This is a genomic window from Tenacibaculum aquaeponti, assembly GCF_052084715.1.
Taxonomy (GTDB): domain Bacteria; phylum Bacteroidota; class Bacteroidia; order Flavobacteriales; family Flavobacteriaceae; genus Polaribacter.
The window spans coordinates 3,732,558-3,748,608 of the sequence record NZ_CP197288.1 but is presented as its reverse complement, the minus strand read 5'-3'; the positions used below and the strand labels follow the sequence as shown (position 1 = coordinate 3,748,608).

Annotated in this window: 15 protein-coding genes; 8 read left to right on the top strand and 7 right to left on the bottom strand. The window is 28.4% G+C overall.

Features of this window, described 5'->3' with window-relative positions:
* The first annotated feature begins 257 nt into the window (after window positions 1-257).
* Both ACSIGC_RS17050 and ACSIGC_RS17045 read left to right on the top strand, forming a co-directional pair.
* Window positions 258-1,868: a class I SAM-dependent methyltransferase gene (locus ACSIGC_RS17050; protein ID WP_442265975.1), complete on the top strand. Its 1,611-nt coding sequence runs from the start codon at window positions 258-260 to the stop codon at window positions 1,866-1,868.
* Between the two features lie 6 nt (window positions 1,869-1,874).
* Window positions 1,875-2,546: a DUF4272 domain-containing protein gene (locus tag ACSIGC_RS17045; RefSeq protein ID WP_442265974.1), complete on the top strand. Its 672-nt coding sequence runs from the start codon at window positions 1,875-1,877 to the stop codon at window positions 2,544-2,546.
* A 427-nt stretch (window positions 2,547-2,973) separates the two neighbouring features.
* Here ACSIGC_RS17045 and ACSIGC_RS17040 read toward each other — a convergent pair whose 3' ends face one another.
* The 7 genes from ACSIGC_RS17040 to ACSIGC_RS17010 all read right to left on the bottom strand — a co-directional run bounded on the left by ACSIGC_RS17040 (window position 2,974) and on the right by ACSIGC_RS17010 (window position 10,833).
* Complete coding sequence (locus ACSIGC_RS17040; RefSeq protein ID WP_442265973.1) at window positions 2,974-3,384, bottom strand: hypothetical protein; 411 nt, start codon at window positions 3,382-3,384, stop codon at window positions 2,974-2,976.
* Entirely contained in the window at window positions 3,381-4,040 is a 660-nt protein-coding gene (locus ACSIGC_RS17035; RefSeq protein WP_442265972.1) for a hypothetical protein, read from the bottom strand. The genes ACSIGC_RS17040 and ACSIGC_RS17035 overlap by 4 nt, the downstream gene beginning before the upstream one ends.
* A gap of 6 nt (window positions 4,041-4,046) precedes the next feature.
* On the bottom strand, window positions 4,047-5,294 hold the full coding sequence (locus ACSIGC_RS17030) for a CapA family protein (protein WP_442265971.1): 1,248 nt from the start codon (window positions 5,292-5,294) through the stop codon (window positions 4,047-4,049).
* Window positions 5,295-5,675: 381 nt separating this feature from the next.
* Complete coding sequence (locus ACSIGC_RS17025; RefSeq protein WP_442265970.1) at window positions 5,676-5,810, bottom strand: hypothetical protein; 135 nt, start codon at window positions 5,808-5,810, stop codon at window positions 5,676-5,678.
* Between the two features lie 3 nt (window positions 5,811-5,813).
* Window positions 5,814-6,653, bottom strand: coding sequence for a DMT family transporter (locus ACSIGC_RS17020; RefSeq protein ID WP_442265969.1), 840 nt, complete (start codon window positions 6,651-6,653; stop codon window positions 5,814-5,816).
* 93 nt (window positions 6,654-6,746) lie between these two features.
* The gene (locus tag ACSIGC_RS17015; RefSeq protein ID WP_442265968.1) at window positions 6,747-9,236 is read right to left on the bottom strand and encodes a PIG-L family deacetylase; all 2,490 of its coding nucleotides are present in this window, start codon (window positions 9,234-9,236) and stop codon (window positions 6,747-6,749) included.
* A 172-nt stretch (window positions 9,237-9,408) separates the two neighbouring features.
* Window positions 9,409-10,833 carry an ATP-dependent DNA helicase gene (locus tag ACSIGC_RS17010; RefSeq protein ID WP_442265967.1) on the bottom strand — a complete coding sequence of 475 codons (1,425 nt, stop codon included), beginning with the start codon at window positions 10,831-10,833 and terminating at the stop codon, window positions 9,409-9,411.
* A 105-nt stretch (window positions 10,834-10,938) separates the two neighbouring features.
* Here ACSIGC_RS17010 and ACSIGC_RS17005 point away from each other — a divergent pair, with 105 nt between their 5' ends.
* The 6 genes from ACSIGC_RS17005 (at window position 10,939) to ACSIGC_RS16980 (ending at window position 16,035) form a co-directional block, all read left to right on the top strand.
* Window positions 10,939-11,673, top strand: a complete 735-nt coding sequence (locus ACSIGC_RS17005; protein WP_442265966.1) for a hypothetical protein — start codon at window positions 10,939-10,941, stop codon at window positions 11,671-11,673.
* Window positions 11,648-12,472, top strand: coding sequence for a DUF3822 family protein (locus ACSIGC_RS17000; protein WP_442265965.1), 825 nt, complete (start codon window positions 11,648-11,650; stop codon window positions 12,470-12,472). Before ACSIGC_RS17005 ends, ACSIGC_RS17000 begins: the two co-directional genes overlap by 26 nt.
* Window positions 12,473-13,009: an RsmD family RNA methyltransferase gene (locus tag ACSIGC_RS16995; protein WP_442265964.1), complete on the top strand. Its 537-nt coding sequence runs from the start codon at window positions 12,473-12,475 to the stop codon at window positions 13,007-13,009.
* Between the two features lie 410 nt (window positions 13,010-13,419).
* A complete protein-coding gene (locus ACSIGC_RS16990; protein WP_299679499.1) occupies window positions 13,420-13,803 on the top strand; it encodes a BlaI/MecI/CopY family transcriptional regulator in 384 nt (127 codons plus the stop codon).
* The gene (locus ACSIGC_RS16985) at window positions 13,796-15,100 is read left to right on the top strand and encodes a peptidoglycan DD-metalloendopeptidase family protein (RefSeq protein WP_442265963.1); all 1,305 of its coding nucleotides are present in this window, start codon (window positions 13,796-13,798) and stop codon (window positions 15,098-15,100) included. Before ACSIGC_RS16990 ends, ACSIGC_RS16985 begins: the two co-directional genes overlap by 8 nt.
* A gap of 35 nt (window positions 15,101-15,135) precedes the next feature.
* A complete protein-coding gene (locus ACSIGC_RS16980) occupies window positions 15,136-16,035 on the top strand; it encodes a peptidoglycan DD-metalloendopeptidase family protein (RefSeq protein WP_442265962.1) in 900 nt (299 codons plus the stop codon).
* Window positions 16,036-16,051 lie beyond the last annotated feature (16 nt).

Sequence of the window (16,051 nt, the reverse complement as noted above, 5' to 3'; positions counted from 1 at the left end):
TATCATAGTTTTTGTTACGACTGAAAGTTATTTTTTATATCATTTTTGCCTTTAGCTGTCAGCTATTAGCAAAGTTTTAAAAAGCTAACAGCTAAAAGCTAATTGCAGATAACATTCGATAAATGTTTTTAGAGAATGAAAGTGAAATTCACTAAAATGCAAAGTTTAAACTATTTTTGAGACCAATAAAAAATAAAAATTTATAGTATATTTCAATGAAAGGTTTAAATTTATAGATAAACAAACTAACCTTCAATATGCTATCTAAACAAGAAAAATCGGAACTCAGAGGTAAATTATTTAGACATTTAGATGGAATTGTAACCTGTCCTGCTGCTTTTGAACTTCATAAAAAAGGAATTACAGAATACTTACTCAAGCAAAAAACTGTTGATGTAACCGAACTTTCTAAAACGTTTAAAGCTAACGAAGGATATTTAAATGTAGCTCTTCGAACTTTTGCTTCACAAGGTTGGTTAACTTATGAAGTAGACAATACTTTAAATACAGTTAAAGTAAGTACAAACGAAGTTTCTGAAATTGCTTTTAATCATTTTAACATGTACAAAGAAGCAACTGAATTATTAAAATTTTCAGAACAATTTAGCTCACGAAAATTTGAAGTAAAACCTTTCTTAAAATTAGAATCTCTATTTAAAAATTTTACTCAGAATTTTGGTATTGAAATTTCTAAAGATGAAAAGGTTAAAGCAATTCAAGAACAAATTTTATCTCATATAGAAGGAATTATTGTTGGGCCTACTTTAGTTTTACTAGGAATGAGGGGAATGTTTCATAAATATTTTATGCAAACTAAATTTAAAGCTGAAGAATTCCATAAAGATCCAGAAAATTTTGGCCGATTATTAGATATACTAACGCATTTAAAATGGTTTGATAAATCTGGTGAATCTTATGAATTTACAGACACTGGTTTGTTCTTTGCTAGAAGAGCTAGTGCTTACGGAGTTACCGTTTCTTACATTCCAACACTGCGCAAACTAGATAAATTCATTTTTGGTGATCCGACAATTTTTAGATCTGAAGGAAAGGGAAATGAAGAGATTCATGTAGATAGAGAAATGAATGTTTGGGGAAGTGGTAGCGCACATGCTGCGTATTTTAAAGTTTTAGATGAAATCATTATCAATTTATTTAATAAACCGATACATGAACAACCAAAAGGAATTTTAGATGTTGGCTGTGGTAATGGAGCTTTTTTAAAGCATTTATTTAATGTCATTGAAAATAGAACTGAACGTGGTAAGATTTTAGAAGATCACCCTTTATTTCTAATTGGAGTAGATTATAATGAAGCTGCTTTAAAAATCACAAGAAAAAACTTAGTTCAAGCAGATATTTGGGCAAAAGTAATTTGGGGTGATATCGGAAATCCTGAAGCAATGTCGAAAGATTTAAACGAGAAATACGGTATAGATTTGTCCGATTTACTAAACGTACGCACATTTTTAGATCATAATCGAATTTGGGAAACTCCAAAACCGAATCCGAAATTAAAAGAAACTAACGCTACCGGAGCCTATACTCACAGAGGCGTTCGATTACATAATAATCTTGTTGTTGAATCTTTAAAACAGCATTTTAACAAGTGGAAACCTTATATTACTAAATTTGGTTTATTATTAATTGAATTACATACTTCTAAACCTGAATTAGTTGCTAAAAACTTAGGTAAAACAGCTGCAACTGCTTACGATGCAACTCATGGATATTCAGATCAATATATTATCGAAATTGAAGAATATATGAAGGCTTTAAAAGAAATTGGATTAACACCTTATGAAAATTCATCTAAAAAATTTCCAAATTCAGTATTAGCAACCGTATCAATAAATTTATTCAAGTAAAAAGTTATGACTTCAGTAAACTTAGTAGAAGAAAGAAAAGAAATTCAAAAAATTTGTATTGAAAATGGATTCCAATACGCTTCATCTTTACCATGGATTAAAGAGATTGGATTACGCCCAAAACTTGAAATTGCAAAACGATTGCATGCCATAAAAGCACTAGTTTTATGGGTTTTAGTTAATCCTGAAGATTTACCTGATAAGAAAATATTGAACTTTATTGACAATAATGATCTTAATGATTTTATCACTGAAGATGAAATGCAATATTTGTCTACTGCAAGAGGAGATCAAAATGCTATAAATTCTATCGGTTGGAAATTTGAAAATGCTTTACCATTAGCTTGGTTCTTTGGTTTTTCTGAATTACTTCCTTCAGGAGAAATGATGAATGGTGAAACTGCCAGAAGTTTATTTTTTGAATTCTGTGCTAAAATTGATGATTCAATTGAAGAATGGATGAGTAATAAACAAACTAAGAGCGAAAAAGAAATCATTTTTCAAGAAGATTTATTCTACTGTTTACATAACGCTGTAAGAAGTGCTCAATTGGGAAATAAAACCGTACCAGAAAACTTTGATCCGATCGGAAATGGTGGTGTAATTCATGAAAAAAGACATTCGCTAACTTGGATGCTTTCGGATGTAAATTGGGAAGACACAGATTTAAGTACATAAACAATACTTATATTTTCACTGCCCGACAAAGCGAGGAAAATAATTTAATGTAAATAAGTTTTGCCCCGCCCATCAAACAATGTTTCCATTACAAGAAATTAGTGTGATTTCTTGCAATTAACGTTGAATTAATCAAAAAACAGAAATTGAAGAATAAGTAATCAAAAATTAATAAACATATTAATAATTAACTACTTGCATCAAAGGTAATGATTTCAACTAAAGATAGTTAAGCTTTTTATTTTTTTAACACTAAACCCAACATAAAGAACTGAAAATCATATTCTTAAAACAAAAATCAGTAGATATTATTTTTCAGATTTTAATTGTAGAATAACTGTATTAAACAAAACAAAAAATCAGTTTAAAACACTCATTTTAAACAAAATAAAACATGAATAATTAACTCTTATTTATTGTAAGGCTTTTATATATTTTGAAGGAACTTTTTCAACTTTTTTGACTCTGTAATTTTTTCTTCTAATGCTTTAAAATCTTCTTCAGAGTTTTGCTTTTTAGGCCAAATATGAAAACCTCCGCTACAGTCTGAACCAATATTCCAAGATCCCCAAATACCATTTTCATCAACATCGCCTTTATAATTTACTTTGTGACTAGGATAAGTTTTTATCATAGTAACTGTAAATACTTCTAAATTATAATCTCCTTTCCATGAAAAATAATTAATATCGTCAGTTCCTGATCCTGAAACTTTTCCTTTTTTAAAAGTTAAGTTTATTGTCATTTTATGTTGGGCAGGTGAATGTGAATAGCAATAAAAACCTTCCCACTCTCCACTTGGTAAAAACTTATGTGACTCTAAATTTTCTTTTTTCATTTTTCAAATTTAGGAGTATCATACAACTCTTTTCCAAACTTGATTTCCTTCTCTATTTGTCGGAATAATTTTCTTGATACACTTAAAGGATGTTCTGGAAACTCTTCATCGTATATCTCTTGCTCAGATTTATTCATTCTTATTCCATCAGTAATGGTAGCATCATATGGATCATAAAACCAATTTTCTATACCTTCATCTACAAAATTAACTTCTCCTTTTGCTAATAGTTTATTAAAAATTACAGAATCTCGCACACCAGAAACTCCTACTTCCGGAGCTTGAATTTTGATTACAAAACTATAATCTTTAAACGGTATAGTATAAGAAGACAAATAAGCCATACCAGGGTTTTGAGGAAACTTCATTATCGTTTTTACGGCTTTAAACCCAGATAAATCGACAACGTCAACTTCTATTATTCCACCTTGACTATTTTTCAACATTTCTCTGTAAAATTTCCTTAGAAAATCGATATTATTTATCGTTGGAAGATCAGGTGGTATATTAAAAAAGTTTACAGAAAGTGCTTTAGTTTCTTCTTTGTTACTCCATTGATACAAACCTTCATTTTTCTGTCTTAATACCCAATTAAACGTTGGAATAGTAATGGAGTTTATATCTATTTTTTTCTTTTTCCTAAATAAATTCATCATAACAATTTACTTTTTGTATTCATTTATATTTTTATTGTGCTCTCCTAACAACTTCCTTGCATGTTTTACAAAACGCATCATTTTATCATAATCTTTTTTCTTTGAAAAAGCTTCTGGTTTGCTACTGTATGCATCTGCTGGTAACACGTAATATTCTTTATTTCCGTTAACAACAGGTTCGTGAACCCAAGTAAGGAAATAATCTGCTTTTTTAATTTTTACTTTATTGTCTTTTCCTTTTTTTAGCCATAATTTAAACACAGCTCCTCCATCCCTTGGAAAAGTACGTTGATGTGACACAAAATTCCCTAAAGAATAAACTACTAAGCTTTCTTGTTCATTTTCTTTAGTTGGTTTATGCCATTCCATAGGCTGTAAAACATGAGGATGTGCTCCTATAACAATATTTACACCTAAAGATTTAAAGTAAGCAAACATATCTTTTTGAGATTTATTTGGCAGGTCTTTATATTGATCTCCCCAGTGAACAAAAGCTATAATTTGATCTGGATTGATCGAAGAATTAATGTAATCTACATCCTTTTTAATTGTTTCTTTCTTTAAATAATTTACAACATTTGGCGCAGTAGGTTTTAATCCGTTTGTACCATATGTATAGCTAATAACAGCAATTTTAAAATTGTTTTTATCAATCACATAAGCAGGATTCTTTGTTTTTTCTACAGCACTAATAAATGTTCCTGTATGACCAATATTTAATGAATCTAGAATATGAATAGTTCGCTCTACTCCTTTTTTATGTTTATCGCACGAGTGATTGTTAGAAGTTGTTAAAATATCTACTCCTGCATTTTTAATTGCTGTAGCATATGAAGGTGGTGAACTGAATTGAGGATAACCAGAATAAGGCTTTACTCCTAAAGTAACTTCTAAGTTTCCTAGAGTTACATCTGCATTACTTAAAATTGGTTTTATTTTAGAAAAACAAGAATCGTATTCGTAAGTTTTTGTCTTTTTATTATAAGCTGCTTTTATTTGATCCATATGCCCCATAAAATCACCAATAAACAACAAACTTATTTCATCATCTTTCTTTAAAACTTTTACTTTTTTAGGAAGTTCTTTCTTTTTTTCTACCTTTTTTACTTCTTCAACAACAACTTTTTCTTCTTTAACTGTTTCTTCAACAGTTGTTTTTGTTTCTGAAGTTTGATCTTGAACTGTTTTTTTAGATGCGCAAGTATAAATTAAACTTAAAACTAATATGGAAATTATTACTCTTACTTTCTTCATACGATATAAATCATTTAGAATAGCAATATATTAAAAAGTGGGTAGTTTAAAGTTTGAAGTGTAGAAAAATTATTCCTCAGTTTCCCATTTATAAAACTTAAATATTCTTTTACAGTCTGGTTCTGATTGATAATAATTCAATTTAAAATTATCGTGAGAATAACTAAATCTCCAATCTATTATTGAAAAATACATATGAACGTTGAATAAACAGAAAACAACTAATAATAATCTTATAACCTTAAAGGTAACTTTGTCTTGAAATCTTTTTAAAAATTGAAATATTACTCTGAAAAATAGAGTCCATAACAATAAATTCCCAAGGAAACCCAAAACATAAATTTCACCTGACATAGAATTTGCCCATGTGCTATTTGTTTCTTACACAAAAGGAAAACCATAAAATGTAGGTCCCAATTCTGGATAATCACAGATATATTCAAACTTTAAAAAATCAACAGTAAGTACTCCTAAAGCTAAAATTATTGAATATCTAATTGTACTTAATTCTTTCATTATTCAATGCTTTACTTTCTGCTTATACAGCACATTTAACACTAAAGCTATAACTACTAAAAGAACTCCTAAAACACTTAATAAAGGATATTGATCTCCAAACCAAATCATTCCTAAAACCATTGTAAAAACTACTTCCACATACTTTAAAGGAACTATTTTATTAACAGAACCTAACTGATAAGCTTTCGTCATAAATAATTGTCCGAAATACCCAAAAACCCCAAGACTTAATAGAATAAACCAATCATTACCTTGAGGAGTTTTCCAGTTTGAAATAGATAATACACCTCCTAAAATTGTAGAAATCCACATAAAATAATTTACAATAACTACTGGATGATCTTTATCTCCTATTTTTGAAATCACTACATAAACTAAGCCACTAAAAAAAGCTGAAACTAAAATTAAAGACAATCCTAAAACATTGATTTCATTATCAAAACCCTTAATTAAAAGTACTCCTAAGAAGGCTAATATGAAATAGAACCATTGCAACTTAAAAATCTTTTCTTTCAAAAAGAAAACGGCTAAAATTGCTGCAAAAATTGGTGAAGTATACCGTAAAGAAACTGCTGTTCCTATAGATAAATAGTCTGTAGATGCAAAAAATAATCCCATAGAAGTTACACCAACTAAACCTCTTAATATTAACAGCTTTTTCTGATTTCCTTCCATTGGAATTTTATGATACAATAAATATCCCATTGTAAAAACTAACGATCCTACTGCTCTAAAAAATACTTTTTGATAAGTTGAGTAACCTGATAAATACTTTACAAATACATTCATTATTGTAAAACATAATGCACTCAACAACATTAAATAAATTGCTTTCTTCATCAAAAAAATCTTTTAGTGTTTTGCTAAACAGACATATTAGAGAATAAAAAAGCGAAGTGAAAACTTCGCTTTTTTATGATTTATATTGAGATATTAATTTTCTTTTACTGAAAGTAAATTTGCAAATAATCGATAAGCCCCTGGAACACCAGCTGGTAATTCTCTAAAGAAACTTAAGCCAGTGTAAATGTAATTCCCTTTTCCGTATTTTGCTACCAATAAACTTCCTTTTTTAGTAGATTCTCCTTTATCATTCATAGCTAAAATCGGAGTAAACTCATTAGCCCACTTATTTGGAAAATATAAACCACGCTCTTGTACCCAACCTTCAAAATCTTTATCAGAAATTTTGTTTGGATAGTTTAAAACCATGTGCTCTTTTGCTAGAATTTCAACTTTAGCATGTTCGTCTGTAACTCTATCTCTAGACAATTGTAAATCGAAAGGAGGCTTTACATCTACTCTTCTGTTTGTGTTGTATTGTACAACAACATTTCCTCCATTTTTCACATATTCTAATAAATGTTTTTGCTTAAACTGTAAAACTTTCTTAGTGTTATATGCTCTAATTCCTACAACTACAGCATCAAACTTATTTAAAATAGTTTCATTAATTTCTTCTGGAGTAATCTCTGTAACGTTATATCCTATTTGACGTAAACTTTCTGGTACTGCATCTCCTGATCCTTGGATATAACCAATCTCTTTACCTTGTTTTCTAATATTTAAACGAACAACCTTTGCTTTAGATGGTAATAAAACAGATTGTTTTGGAATATGGCTATAATTAATCTCTATTAATTCTTTATCAAAATCTTTGTTACCAACAGTAGCTACAGCTTTTATATAACCTTCAGATTGCTTTTTAGATGGAGAAACCATAAACTTTATTATTTGTTTATCTCCTTTTTGATCAATTTTAAAATCAGATTCAACTGGAAATACTCTCCATCCTTCAGGAATTTTTAAAGCTATTTTTCCTGAAACATTTGCTTCACCTGATCTTACTTCTACAGCTACTTCTTTTGATTCACTATTAGAAAAAATTAAAACTTTATCTTTTAATTTTGTTGTTACTTTAGGTAAAATTTCAAAAGGTTCATAAATCTCTCCTTTATCTCTTTGAGAATATCTTCTTACTACATTTTTAGTAAATGAAATTGGAGTATTTTCTATCGTTAAGTTGAACTTTACTTGAATCGGACGAGAAGTTTCTGGATTCCCTCTTAATTCTTGGTTCTTTACTGTGTACATTCCTAATCCCCATTCGTCAGATAACCAATATGGAGTAGAATAACCTAAGCTTCCTACTGCGATAGTTTCAGTAAAATTTTTTCTTTTATTATCTGATAAAGCTAAATCTTTCTTTACTACTTTTTTACTTGGTAACCACTCAATAGATGTTAAATCCATAGAAACTCCACTTCTATTTAGAGCTTCAAAGTCTACTTTCACATCTGAATTTGGAGTTGTACTTGAAGTTTTAGCTGAAGCTTCTAAGTATAAACCTGCACAAGCTTCAATAATCTCTTTTATTTCTTTAGACTTAATTGCTTTCCAATGTTCATCTTTTAAACCTTCAATTAACTGATAAGCTTTTAATAAATTTGGTAAATGTTTTGATGGATTTACAAAATCGAAATTCTTTTCTACATCATACAAAATATCACCAATGACTCCTCCACCTTCTACTCTATTCCAAGTTGTATTAATTCCTGAAAATATATCTTTTTTATCTTTTGGAAAATTTCCTTTTAAGAACTCAACGTATTCTGTTTGTTCTCCTCTAGTAGTTAATCTACCAAATCCTTGACATAAATGTTGGCTACTTGCTATTGAAGCTAATTCGTTATTAGAAACTCCTTTTAAAGGATAATATACACCAATATCGAAATTTAACATTTTACTTTTATCAGCCTTTTCAAAGTTTTCTCTACTTCCATAAAACCACCAAGATGTGTTAAAGTACAAGCTATTTGGTTGCCAAATAGATGTATATTTTAATTGTTCAGGATATTTTGTTTTATCAGCAGCTAAGTCAAAAGCCTCTACACTTAACATTGCTGAAGTTGTGTGATGACCATGTGTAGTTCCTGGAGTTCTATGATTAAATCTATTGATTATAACATCTGGTTTAAATGTACGAATTGCCCAAACAACATCTGCCAAGACTTTATCTTTATCCCAAATATTTAAAGTCTCCTCAGGATGTTTAGAATACCCAAAGTCATTAGCTCTAGAAAAACGTTGTTCTCCACCATCTACTCCTCTAGCTGCTAGTAGTTCTTGAGTACGAATTACCCCTAACAATTCTCTGATTTCTGGACCAATTAAATTTTGTCCTCCATCTCCTCTTGTTAACGATAAATAAGATGTTCTTGCTTTAACATTATTTGCTAAATAAGCAATCAAACGTGTGTTTTCATCATCTGGATGTGCAGCCACATATAATGCAGAACCTAGAAAGTTTAATTTTTGAACTTTCTCATAAATCTGATTTGTATTTAATTTTTGGGGTTTTTGACCTAAAACTGAAAAAGTAATCAGCAAAAATGAAAGGCTAACTAGTATCTTTTTGTTCATTTTTAATAGTTAAGATTGACAAACAAATGTAACCTTTTTACTATTCTAACTTGTTGAGTTTAACAAAACACTAACATTTGTAAGTTCATAAAGTGTACGAATAAAGTAAAAATACCATAATACGATTTATTTCATTTAAATATGAAATGAAAACGCTATTCAAACAAAGAATTTACACAAACCATTCATCTTTAAAACCAATTAAATACAATTTTTCCTGAGCTCTTGTAACTGCTGTATATAACCAACGTAAATATTCTACGTTACTTCCATCAGGTAGATATGGCTGTTCAATAAATATTGTTTTCCACTGACCTCCTTGAGATTTATGACAAGTCATTGCGTAAGAAAATTTTACTTGCAATGCGTTAAAATATTTATTCTTTTTCACTCCCATGAATTGCTTATATTTCGATTTTTCATGAGCGAAATCTTCTTTTACTGCTTCGTACAAACGGTTTGATTCTTCATAACTTAATGAAGGACTTTCACTGGTTAAAGTATCAAGAAGTAATACAGTTTCAAATGGTTTCATATCAGGATAATCGATCATTCTAATTGTAACCTCCGCGAACTTAAACCCGTATAATTCTTTAATATCATTAATTCGCATGACTTCACAAATATCTCCGTTGGCAATAAAACCTGCCGAAGAAGAATCTTTCAACCAGAAATAATTGTTTTTTACTACCATTACATAATCTCCAACAGAAATTTCATTTTCTTGTCCGCGTATTTTTGTACGAATTTGTGAATTATACTGATTCGCTCTTTTATTAGAACGTACAATTATTGCTGTATCTTCTACTCCAATATCTCCATCATAAGCATCTGTAATCGCATCTTGAATTTCATATCCATCTTGTAAACGAACTATATCAGGGAAATTTACATCGAACTGAAAATCTATTCCTTCATTCTGAATTAACAACCTTAAATCTGTTGCATTTGCCAAAATTCCTGAGTCTTGTTGCTGACGAACTACTTCATCTAATTCTATTTCATTTACATTTTTATTAAAATGAAGTGACAATTTATCTGCATCTAAAGCTGGGCTCACATCTAATTTTACTGGTGGTAACTGTGCCGTATCTCCAATAAAAATGAGTTTACAATTCTTTCCTGAATATACATATGATATTAAGTCATCAAGTAAAGATCCGTTTTCAAAAAGCTTCGCATTTTGGACTTGATCAGAAATCATCGAAGCTTCATCGACAATAAAAATTGTATTTGTATGCTTATTCGGCTGCATTACAAAACTGACTCCACCATTAGTTTGTTTTTTAGGAAAATAGATTTTTTTATGTATTGTAAAAGCTTGTCTTTTAGAATAACCTGATATTACTTTTGCTGCCCTTCCTGTAGGAGCTAATAAAACTGCTTTTTTTCCTGCTTTCCACAAATTATGAACTACCGTACTGATTACCGTGGTTTTACCTGTACCCGCATATCCTTTCAATAAGAACAATTTATTAGTTTCAGTATTGAAAATATATTCAGCTAATTGGTTTATTAACTCCAATTGTTTTTGGGTTGGATCGTAAGAAAATTTCTGAATAATCTCTTTATGGAAATCGTTAGCAGATTTAATCATATTTAAAATAAAATCACAAAGGTAAATGTATTATTAAATATTTGTTTTCATGATTGAAAAAAAATTGTAGATTTGCGATTATCATACTTAAAAAATCTAAAAACAATGTTAGCATTACTAATTATAGGATCTTTAATAGGTACATTCTTATTAGCATATATCATCGTAAAATTCGTTCCATTAAAACTTAGAGGTGTAGTTTCAATAGTTTTATTGGCTATCGCTGGGTATTTAGTGTACTTAATTTATGGTGGAATAATGGAGCCAATTAAGTTTGACGTTGAAAAGAAGAAACGTTACAGTAAGGTAGTTGATCAATTAAAACTAATTAGAGATGCTCAAATCAAATATAAAGACGTAAAGAATAGTTACGCTAGTAACAAAGATTCTTTGATTTATTTTATTGAAAAAGATTCTTTACCTATTATTGAAGTATACAATCAAGATACAATTGTTAATGTTGGTGGAGGTATTACTTCTGTAAAAACTATTCGTAAAGAGCGTATTTCTAACTATGAAAAAATCATCGATTATTTTCAAGATAGAGATTACAACAATATGTTTAAAGTACCAGATACAGATAAAGAGTTTAAATTAGAAACAAGTGTTATCGAGAAAGTTACTGGTTTATTTGTACCTGTGTTTGAAGCTAAAATAGAAAAAGAAGTTGTTTTAAAAGGATTACCTAGACACCTTGTTAAGCAAGAATTAGAAGCTATTGAAGCTGATCAAATTAAAGGTGCGTTTGTATCTGTTGGATCTTTAAATGAAGTTTCTACTGGTGGTAACTGGCCTCCATATTATGACAAAGGAGATGCAAAAGCTGAAACAAAAGAGTAATAAAGAAATCATATCTCAACATAAAAAGTTGTCCATCCAATTTAGTTTGGATGGATTTTCTTTTTGTATTAAAGATATTCCTACTAATGAAACTTTAGTAGTGACAGAATATGTATTTAAAGAAAGGTTAAATACTCCAAACTTATTATTAGAGAAAATCAATCAAGTATTTGAATCTGATAAAGATTTACAAACAAGTTTTGATAAAGTTACTGCTGTACATCAAAATAAACTCTCTACCATAGTACCTAATGATTTGTTTAATGAAGATCATTTAAAATCTTATTTAAACTATACTATTCAAACATTATCATCTGATTTAGTAGTATATGATGATCTATATATCAACGCTAAAAACATTTACATTCCTTATGTAAATGTTAATAATTTTCTATTTCAAAACTTTGGTGAATTTGAATTTAAACATCACTCTACTTTATTTGTTGATGAAGTTTTAAAACAGAAAGAACAGTTTAAAGACAACGCTATATTTGTAAACGTTTCTTATGCTAATATGGATGTTGTTATCTTAAAAAACGGTGAGTTTAATCTATATAATTCATTTTTTTACAATACGAAAGAGGATTTTATTTATTATATCTTATTTTGTGTTGAACAATTAGAATTAGATCCTAATGAGTTAACCTTATATTTTTCAGGTAATATTATTAACGACTATGAAATTTATAAGATCACTGAAGATTACATTAAAAACATAGAATTTTTAAAGCCAAATCACGACTTTTTCGAAAAGTCTGAATATTTTTTTAAACACTCACACTATACCCTTTTATCTTAAATGCGAATAATTTCAGGAAAATATAAAAGCAAAAGAATCTCTGCTCCAAAGAATTTACCAGTTCGACCTACAACGGATATGGCTAAAGAATCGTTATTTAATATTCTTAATAATCTTTACTATTTCGATTCTATTTCTGTTTTAGATCTTTTTGCTGGTACTGGAAATATTAGTTACGAATTTGCTTCTAGAGGAACAGAAACTATTTATGCTGTAGACGCACATTTTGGATGTATTAAATTCATTAATAAAATCGCTAAAGACTTAGAATTAGATATTACCACTTTTAAAAGTGATGTTTTTAAATTTTTAGAAAAAACAGCCTTAAAAACTGATGTAATTTTCGCTGATCCTCCTTATGATTTTGAAGTAGATAAATTTTTAAAAATTGTTGATTTAGTCTTTGAAAAAGAACTTCTAAATGAAGAAGGGGTTCTAATAGTTGAACATTCTAAACATACAGATTTATCAAATCATCCTAAGTATAGTTACGAAAAGCGCTACGGTGGTAATGTTTTTAGTTTTTTCGATAATTAAAAGAAATAAACTTAAATCTGTTTCTTTACCTTATTTGGATTGATGAAAAAAGCCTTTCTTACCTTGTATCCGGTCTTTTTTAACTGGTTTAGGAATTCTAATTTTCTATTTTTTAGATAGCAAAAATTTTAATTTTTATATATTTCAACATAGATTATTGGTATTAATCATCTGTATTGTTCTATTTATTACTTCTATAATAAATGTAATCAACTCTTATAAGATGAATTCCTCTATTGGTTTAATTTTAAACTCAATAGCAATTATTATTTCATTAATACTGCCTATTTTACTAACATTGGGCGTATTGTGGCTGATTCATTAATCTTTTTCTAACACTTTAAACTACTTTAACATATTTTTTATTACTATAACTATAGTTATAGTAATTCTTTTTATATATTCGCAACATGAACAAATTAACCAAACCTGAAGAACAAATAATGCATTATCTGTGGAAACTAAAAAAAGCTTTCCTAAAAGATATTGTAGATGAATTTCCTGAACCTAAACCTGCCTACACAACAATTTCTACAGTAGTTCGTGTTTTGGTTAAGAAAAAGTTTATAGACTATAAAGCATTTGGAAAAACCAGAGAATATTATCCTTTAATAAGTAAAAACAAATATTTTAAAGAATATATGAATGATGTAATCTTTAGCTTTTTTAATGGTTCTGCAGGTAAATTTGCTTCTCATTTCACTAGAAATGAAGATTTGAATCTTTCTGAATTAGAAGAAATAAAACAACTTATTGATGAAAAAATTCAAAATTTAAAAGAACAAAATGAGTAATTATTTAATATTTCTTGTTAAAAGTAGTTTGATCTTTATTGTCTTCTACTTAGCTTATGTATCACTATTCAGGAAACATACATTTTTTCAACTGAACAGATTAATTTTAATACTTTTTATTCCTGTTTCTATTATTTTAAGTTCTATTGATGTTTTTTCTCCTCTAGAAATATCGAGTATAAACATTCCTAAATTTATAGAAATTGACCAAATGATGAGTGAGAATTTTTCAGAGAATCAGATTTTGAAAGAAAAATTCAATTATTCATTTATAATCACTTTGTTATATTTTTTCGGAGTTATCATTTCTCTTTTTTCTTTAATAAAATCTGTTCAACAACTTATTAAACTAAAAAAAGAATCTCAACTTAAAAAATCTAGAAAATACACTTTTATATATGCAAATATCACTGAGGTATTCTCTTGTTTTAATTGGATTTTTATTCCAAAATCAAAAAGAGAAAACATAGATAACTTGATTATTGAACATGAAAAAAAACATGTTGATTTTAAACATACTTTAGATCTCCTAATCACTGAATTATACATCATACTGTTCTGGTTCAACCCTTTTGTTTATTACTTCAGAAAATCATTAAAATCTGTTCATGAATTTCAAGTTGATAAAGAAGTATTACTAACTAATAAAATTAACATATCTGATTACTTAAAAGTTCTTAGAAAAGAAATCAATAGTAAAACCAATATCAAGCTATACAGTTATTTCAAACAACCAATTATTAAAAAAAGATTAGAAATGATTTCAAAAAATAAAACCAATTCTTTCAAAAAAATAAAATACTTAATACTAATTCCAATAATTAGCATCTGCCTATTATCATTTAATCAAGATGATTTTAACAATAATTTACCTGTAATAATTACAGATAATAATTCAATTCCATCTATTTTTCCAATCCAAAATAAAACAGTTTCAGATATCACATCTCATTTCGGCAAACTAAGAAAGTTTGGTAAAAAAAGTGAAGCTAAAATTCATCAAGGTATTGATATTAGAGCTGCTATTGGAACACCTATAGTTGCAACTGCAGACGGTATTATTTCTTATGCGTCTTACAAAGGAAATTGGGGAAATTTAATTGTTGTAACACATACAAATGGATATGAAACTTGGTATGCACATTTGAACAGTTTTAAATTAAAAAAAGGAAAATCTGTTAAAAAAGGGGAAGTAATTGGATTTACTGGAGATACAGGTTTATCAAAAGGTCCACATTTACATTATGAAGTAAAGCATAATAGTAAAAATGTTAACCCTTTAGACTATATAAAATAATTAACTATAAAACTATATTCAACTTTTAATTGAAAATGAAAAAAACTATTTGTCTACTATTTACTATTTCTAATATTTTAATTATATCAGCTCAAAAAAAACTAAAAAACACAAAAATTGTTGAGAATTATATTAATCACGTAAAAAATGATTCTTTAGAAAAAAACACAAAAAAAGAAGTTTTTAATGATGAGTGTTTCACAGAAAATTGGGTTACTACTCAATTTACTGCTTATGCAAATCCGAAAGTAAAATTTCCTTTTGAAATTAAATTTTCAGATTCTACATATGCTTCACCAATATCAAAAAAACGTGTGATTACATCTCGATACGGTTGGAGAAGAAATAGACCACATAGAGGAATTGATATCGATTTGGTAACTGGTGACAGTGTCTTTAGTATTTTACCAGGTAAGGTTCGTTTTGTAGGCCGTAGTTCAGGATATGGTAAAACTGTTGTAATACGACATGATAATGGTTTAGAAAGTGTTTATGCACATTTATCAGGCTTTATTATAAAAAAGAACGACATTGTAAAGAAAGGGCAAGCTATAGCTTTTGGAGGAAACTCAGGAAGATCTAGAGGTAGTCATTTACATTTAGAAACTAGATATAAAGGAATTGCTATTAACCCGGAATACTTATTAGACTTAAAAAACAGTAATAAAATTCGTGCTAAAAATCTATGGGTAACTAGAGATTGGGCGAAAACTTACTATCATAGTTCTAAAAGACAAAGCAGACTTGTAACATTAGATTCTTATGAAAAAGCTTTAGCTTATAAAAAGCGTAAACGCAAAGTATATATTGTAAAGAGTGGTGATACGCTATCTGGAATAGCTTACAGAAATAGGACTTCTATAAGTCGTATTTGTAAAACAAATAAGATTAGAAAAACAACAACTTTAAGAATTGGACAAAAATTAATTATATAATATTTTAAATTATTTC

Excerpts from the sequence above, each read along its gene's own strand:
- ACSIGC_RS17050 (WP_442265975.1), top strand. The coding sequence starts at position 258 with ATGCTATCTAAACAAGAAAAATCGGAACTCAGAGGTAAATTATTTAGA.
- ACSIGC_RS17045 (WP_442265974.1), top strand. The coding sequence starts at position 1,875 with ATGACTTCAGTAAACTTAGTAGAAGAAAGAAAAGAAATTCAAAAAATT.
- ACSIGC_RS17040 (WP_442265973.1), bottom strand. The coding sequence starts at position 3,384 with ATGAAAAAAGAAAATTTAGAGTCACATAAGTTTTTACCAAGTGGAGAG.
- ACSIGC_RS17035 (WP_442265972.1), bottom strand. The coding sequence starts at position 4,040 with ATGATGAATTTATTTAGGAAAAAGAAAAAAATAGATATAAACTCCATT.
- ACSIGC_RS17030 (WP_442265971.1), bottom strand. The coding sequence starts at position 5,294 with ATGAAGAAAGTAAGAGTAATAATTTCCATATTAGTTTTAAGTTTAATT.
- ACSIGC_RS17025 (WP_442265970.1), bottom strand. The coding sequence starts at position 5,810 with ATGAAAGAATTAAGTACAATTAGATATTCAATAATTTTAGCTTTAGGA.
- ACSIGC_RS17020 (WP_442265969.1), bottom strand. The coding sequence starts at position 6,653 with ATGAAGAAAGCAATTTATTTAATGTTGTTGAGTGCATTATGTTTTACA.
- ACSIGC_RS17015 (WP_442265968.1), bottom strand. The coding sequence starts at position 9,236 with ATGAACAAAAAGATACTAGTTAGCCTTTCATTTTTGCTGATTACTTTT.
- ACSIGC_RS17010 (WP_442265967.1), bottom strand. The coding sequence starts at position 10,833 with ATGATTAAATCTGCTAACGATTTCCATAAAGAGATTATTCAGAAATTT.
- ACSIGC_RS17005 (WP_442265966.1), top strand. The coding sequence starts at position 10,939 with ATGTTAGCATTACTAATTATAGGATCTTTAATAGGTACATTCTTATTA.
- ACSIGC_RS17000 (WP_442265965.1), top strand. The coding sequence starts at position 11,648 with ATGCAAAAGCTGAAACAAAAGAGTAATAAAGAAATCATATCTCAACAT.
- ACSIGC_RS16995 (WP_442265964.1), top strand. The coding sequence starts at position 12,473 with ATGCGAATAATTTCAGGAAAATATAAAAGCAAAAGAATCTCTGCTCCA.
- ACSIGC_RS16990 (WP_299679499.1), top strand. The coding sequence starts at position 13,420 with ATGAACAAATTAACCAAACCTGAAGAACAAATAATGCATTATCTGTGG.
- ACSIGC_RS16985 (WP_442265963.1), top strand. The coding sequence starts at position 13,796 with ATGAGTAATTATTTAATATTTCTTGTTAAAAGTAGTTTGATCTTTATT.
- ACSIGC_RS16980 (WP_442265962.1), top strand. The coding sequence starts at position 15,136 with ATGAAAAAAACTATTTGTCTACTATTTACTATTTCTAATATTTTAATT.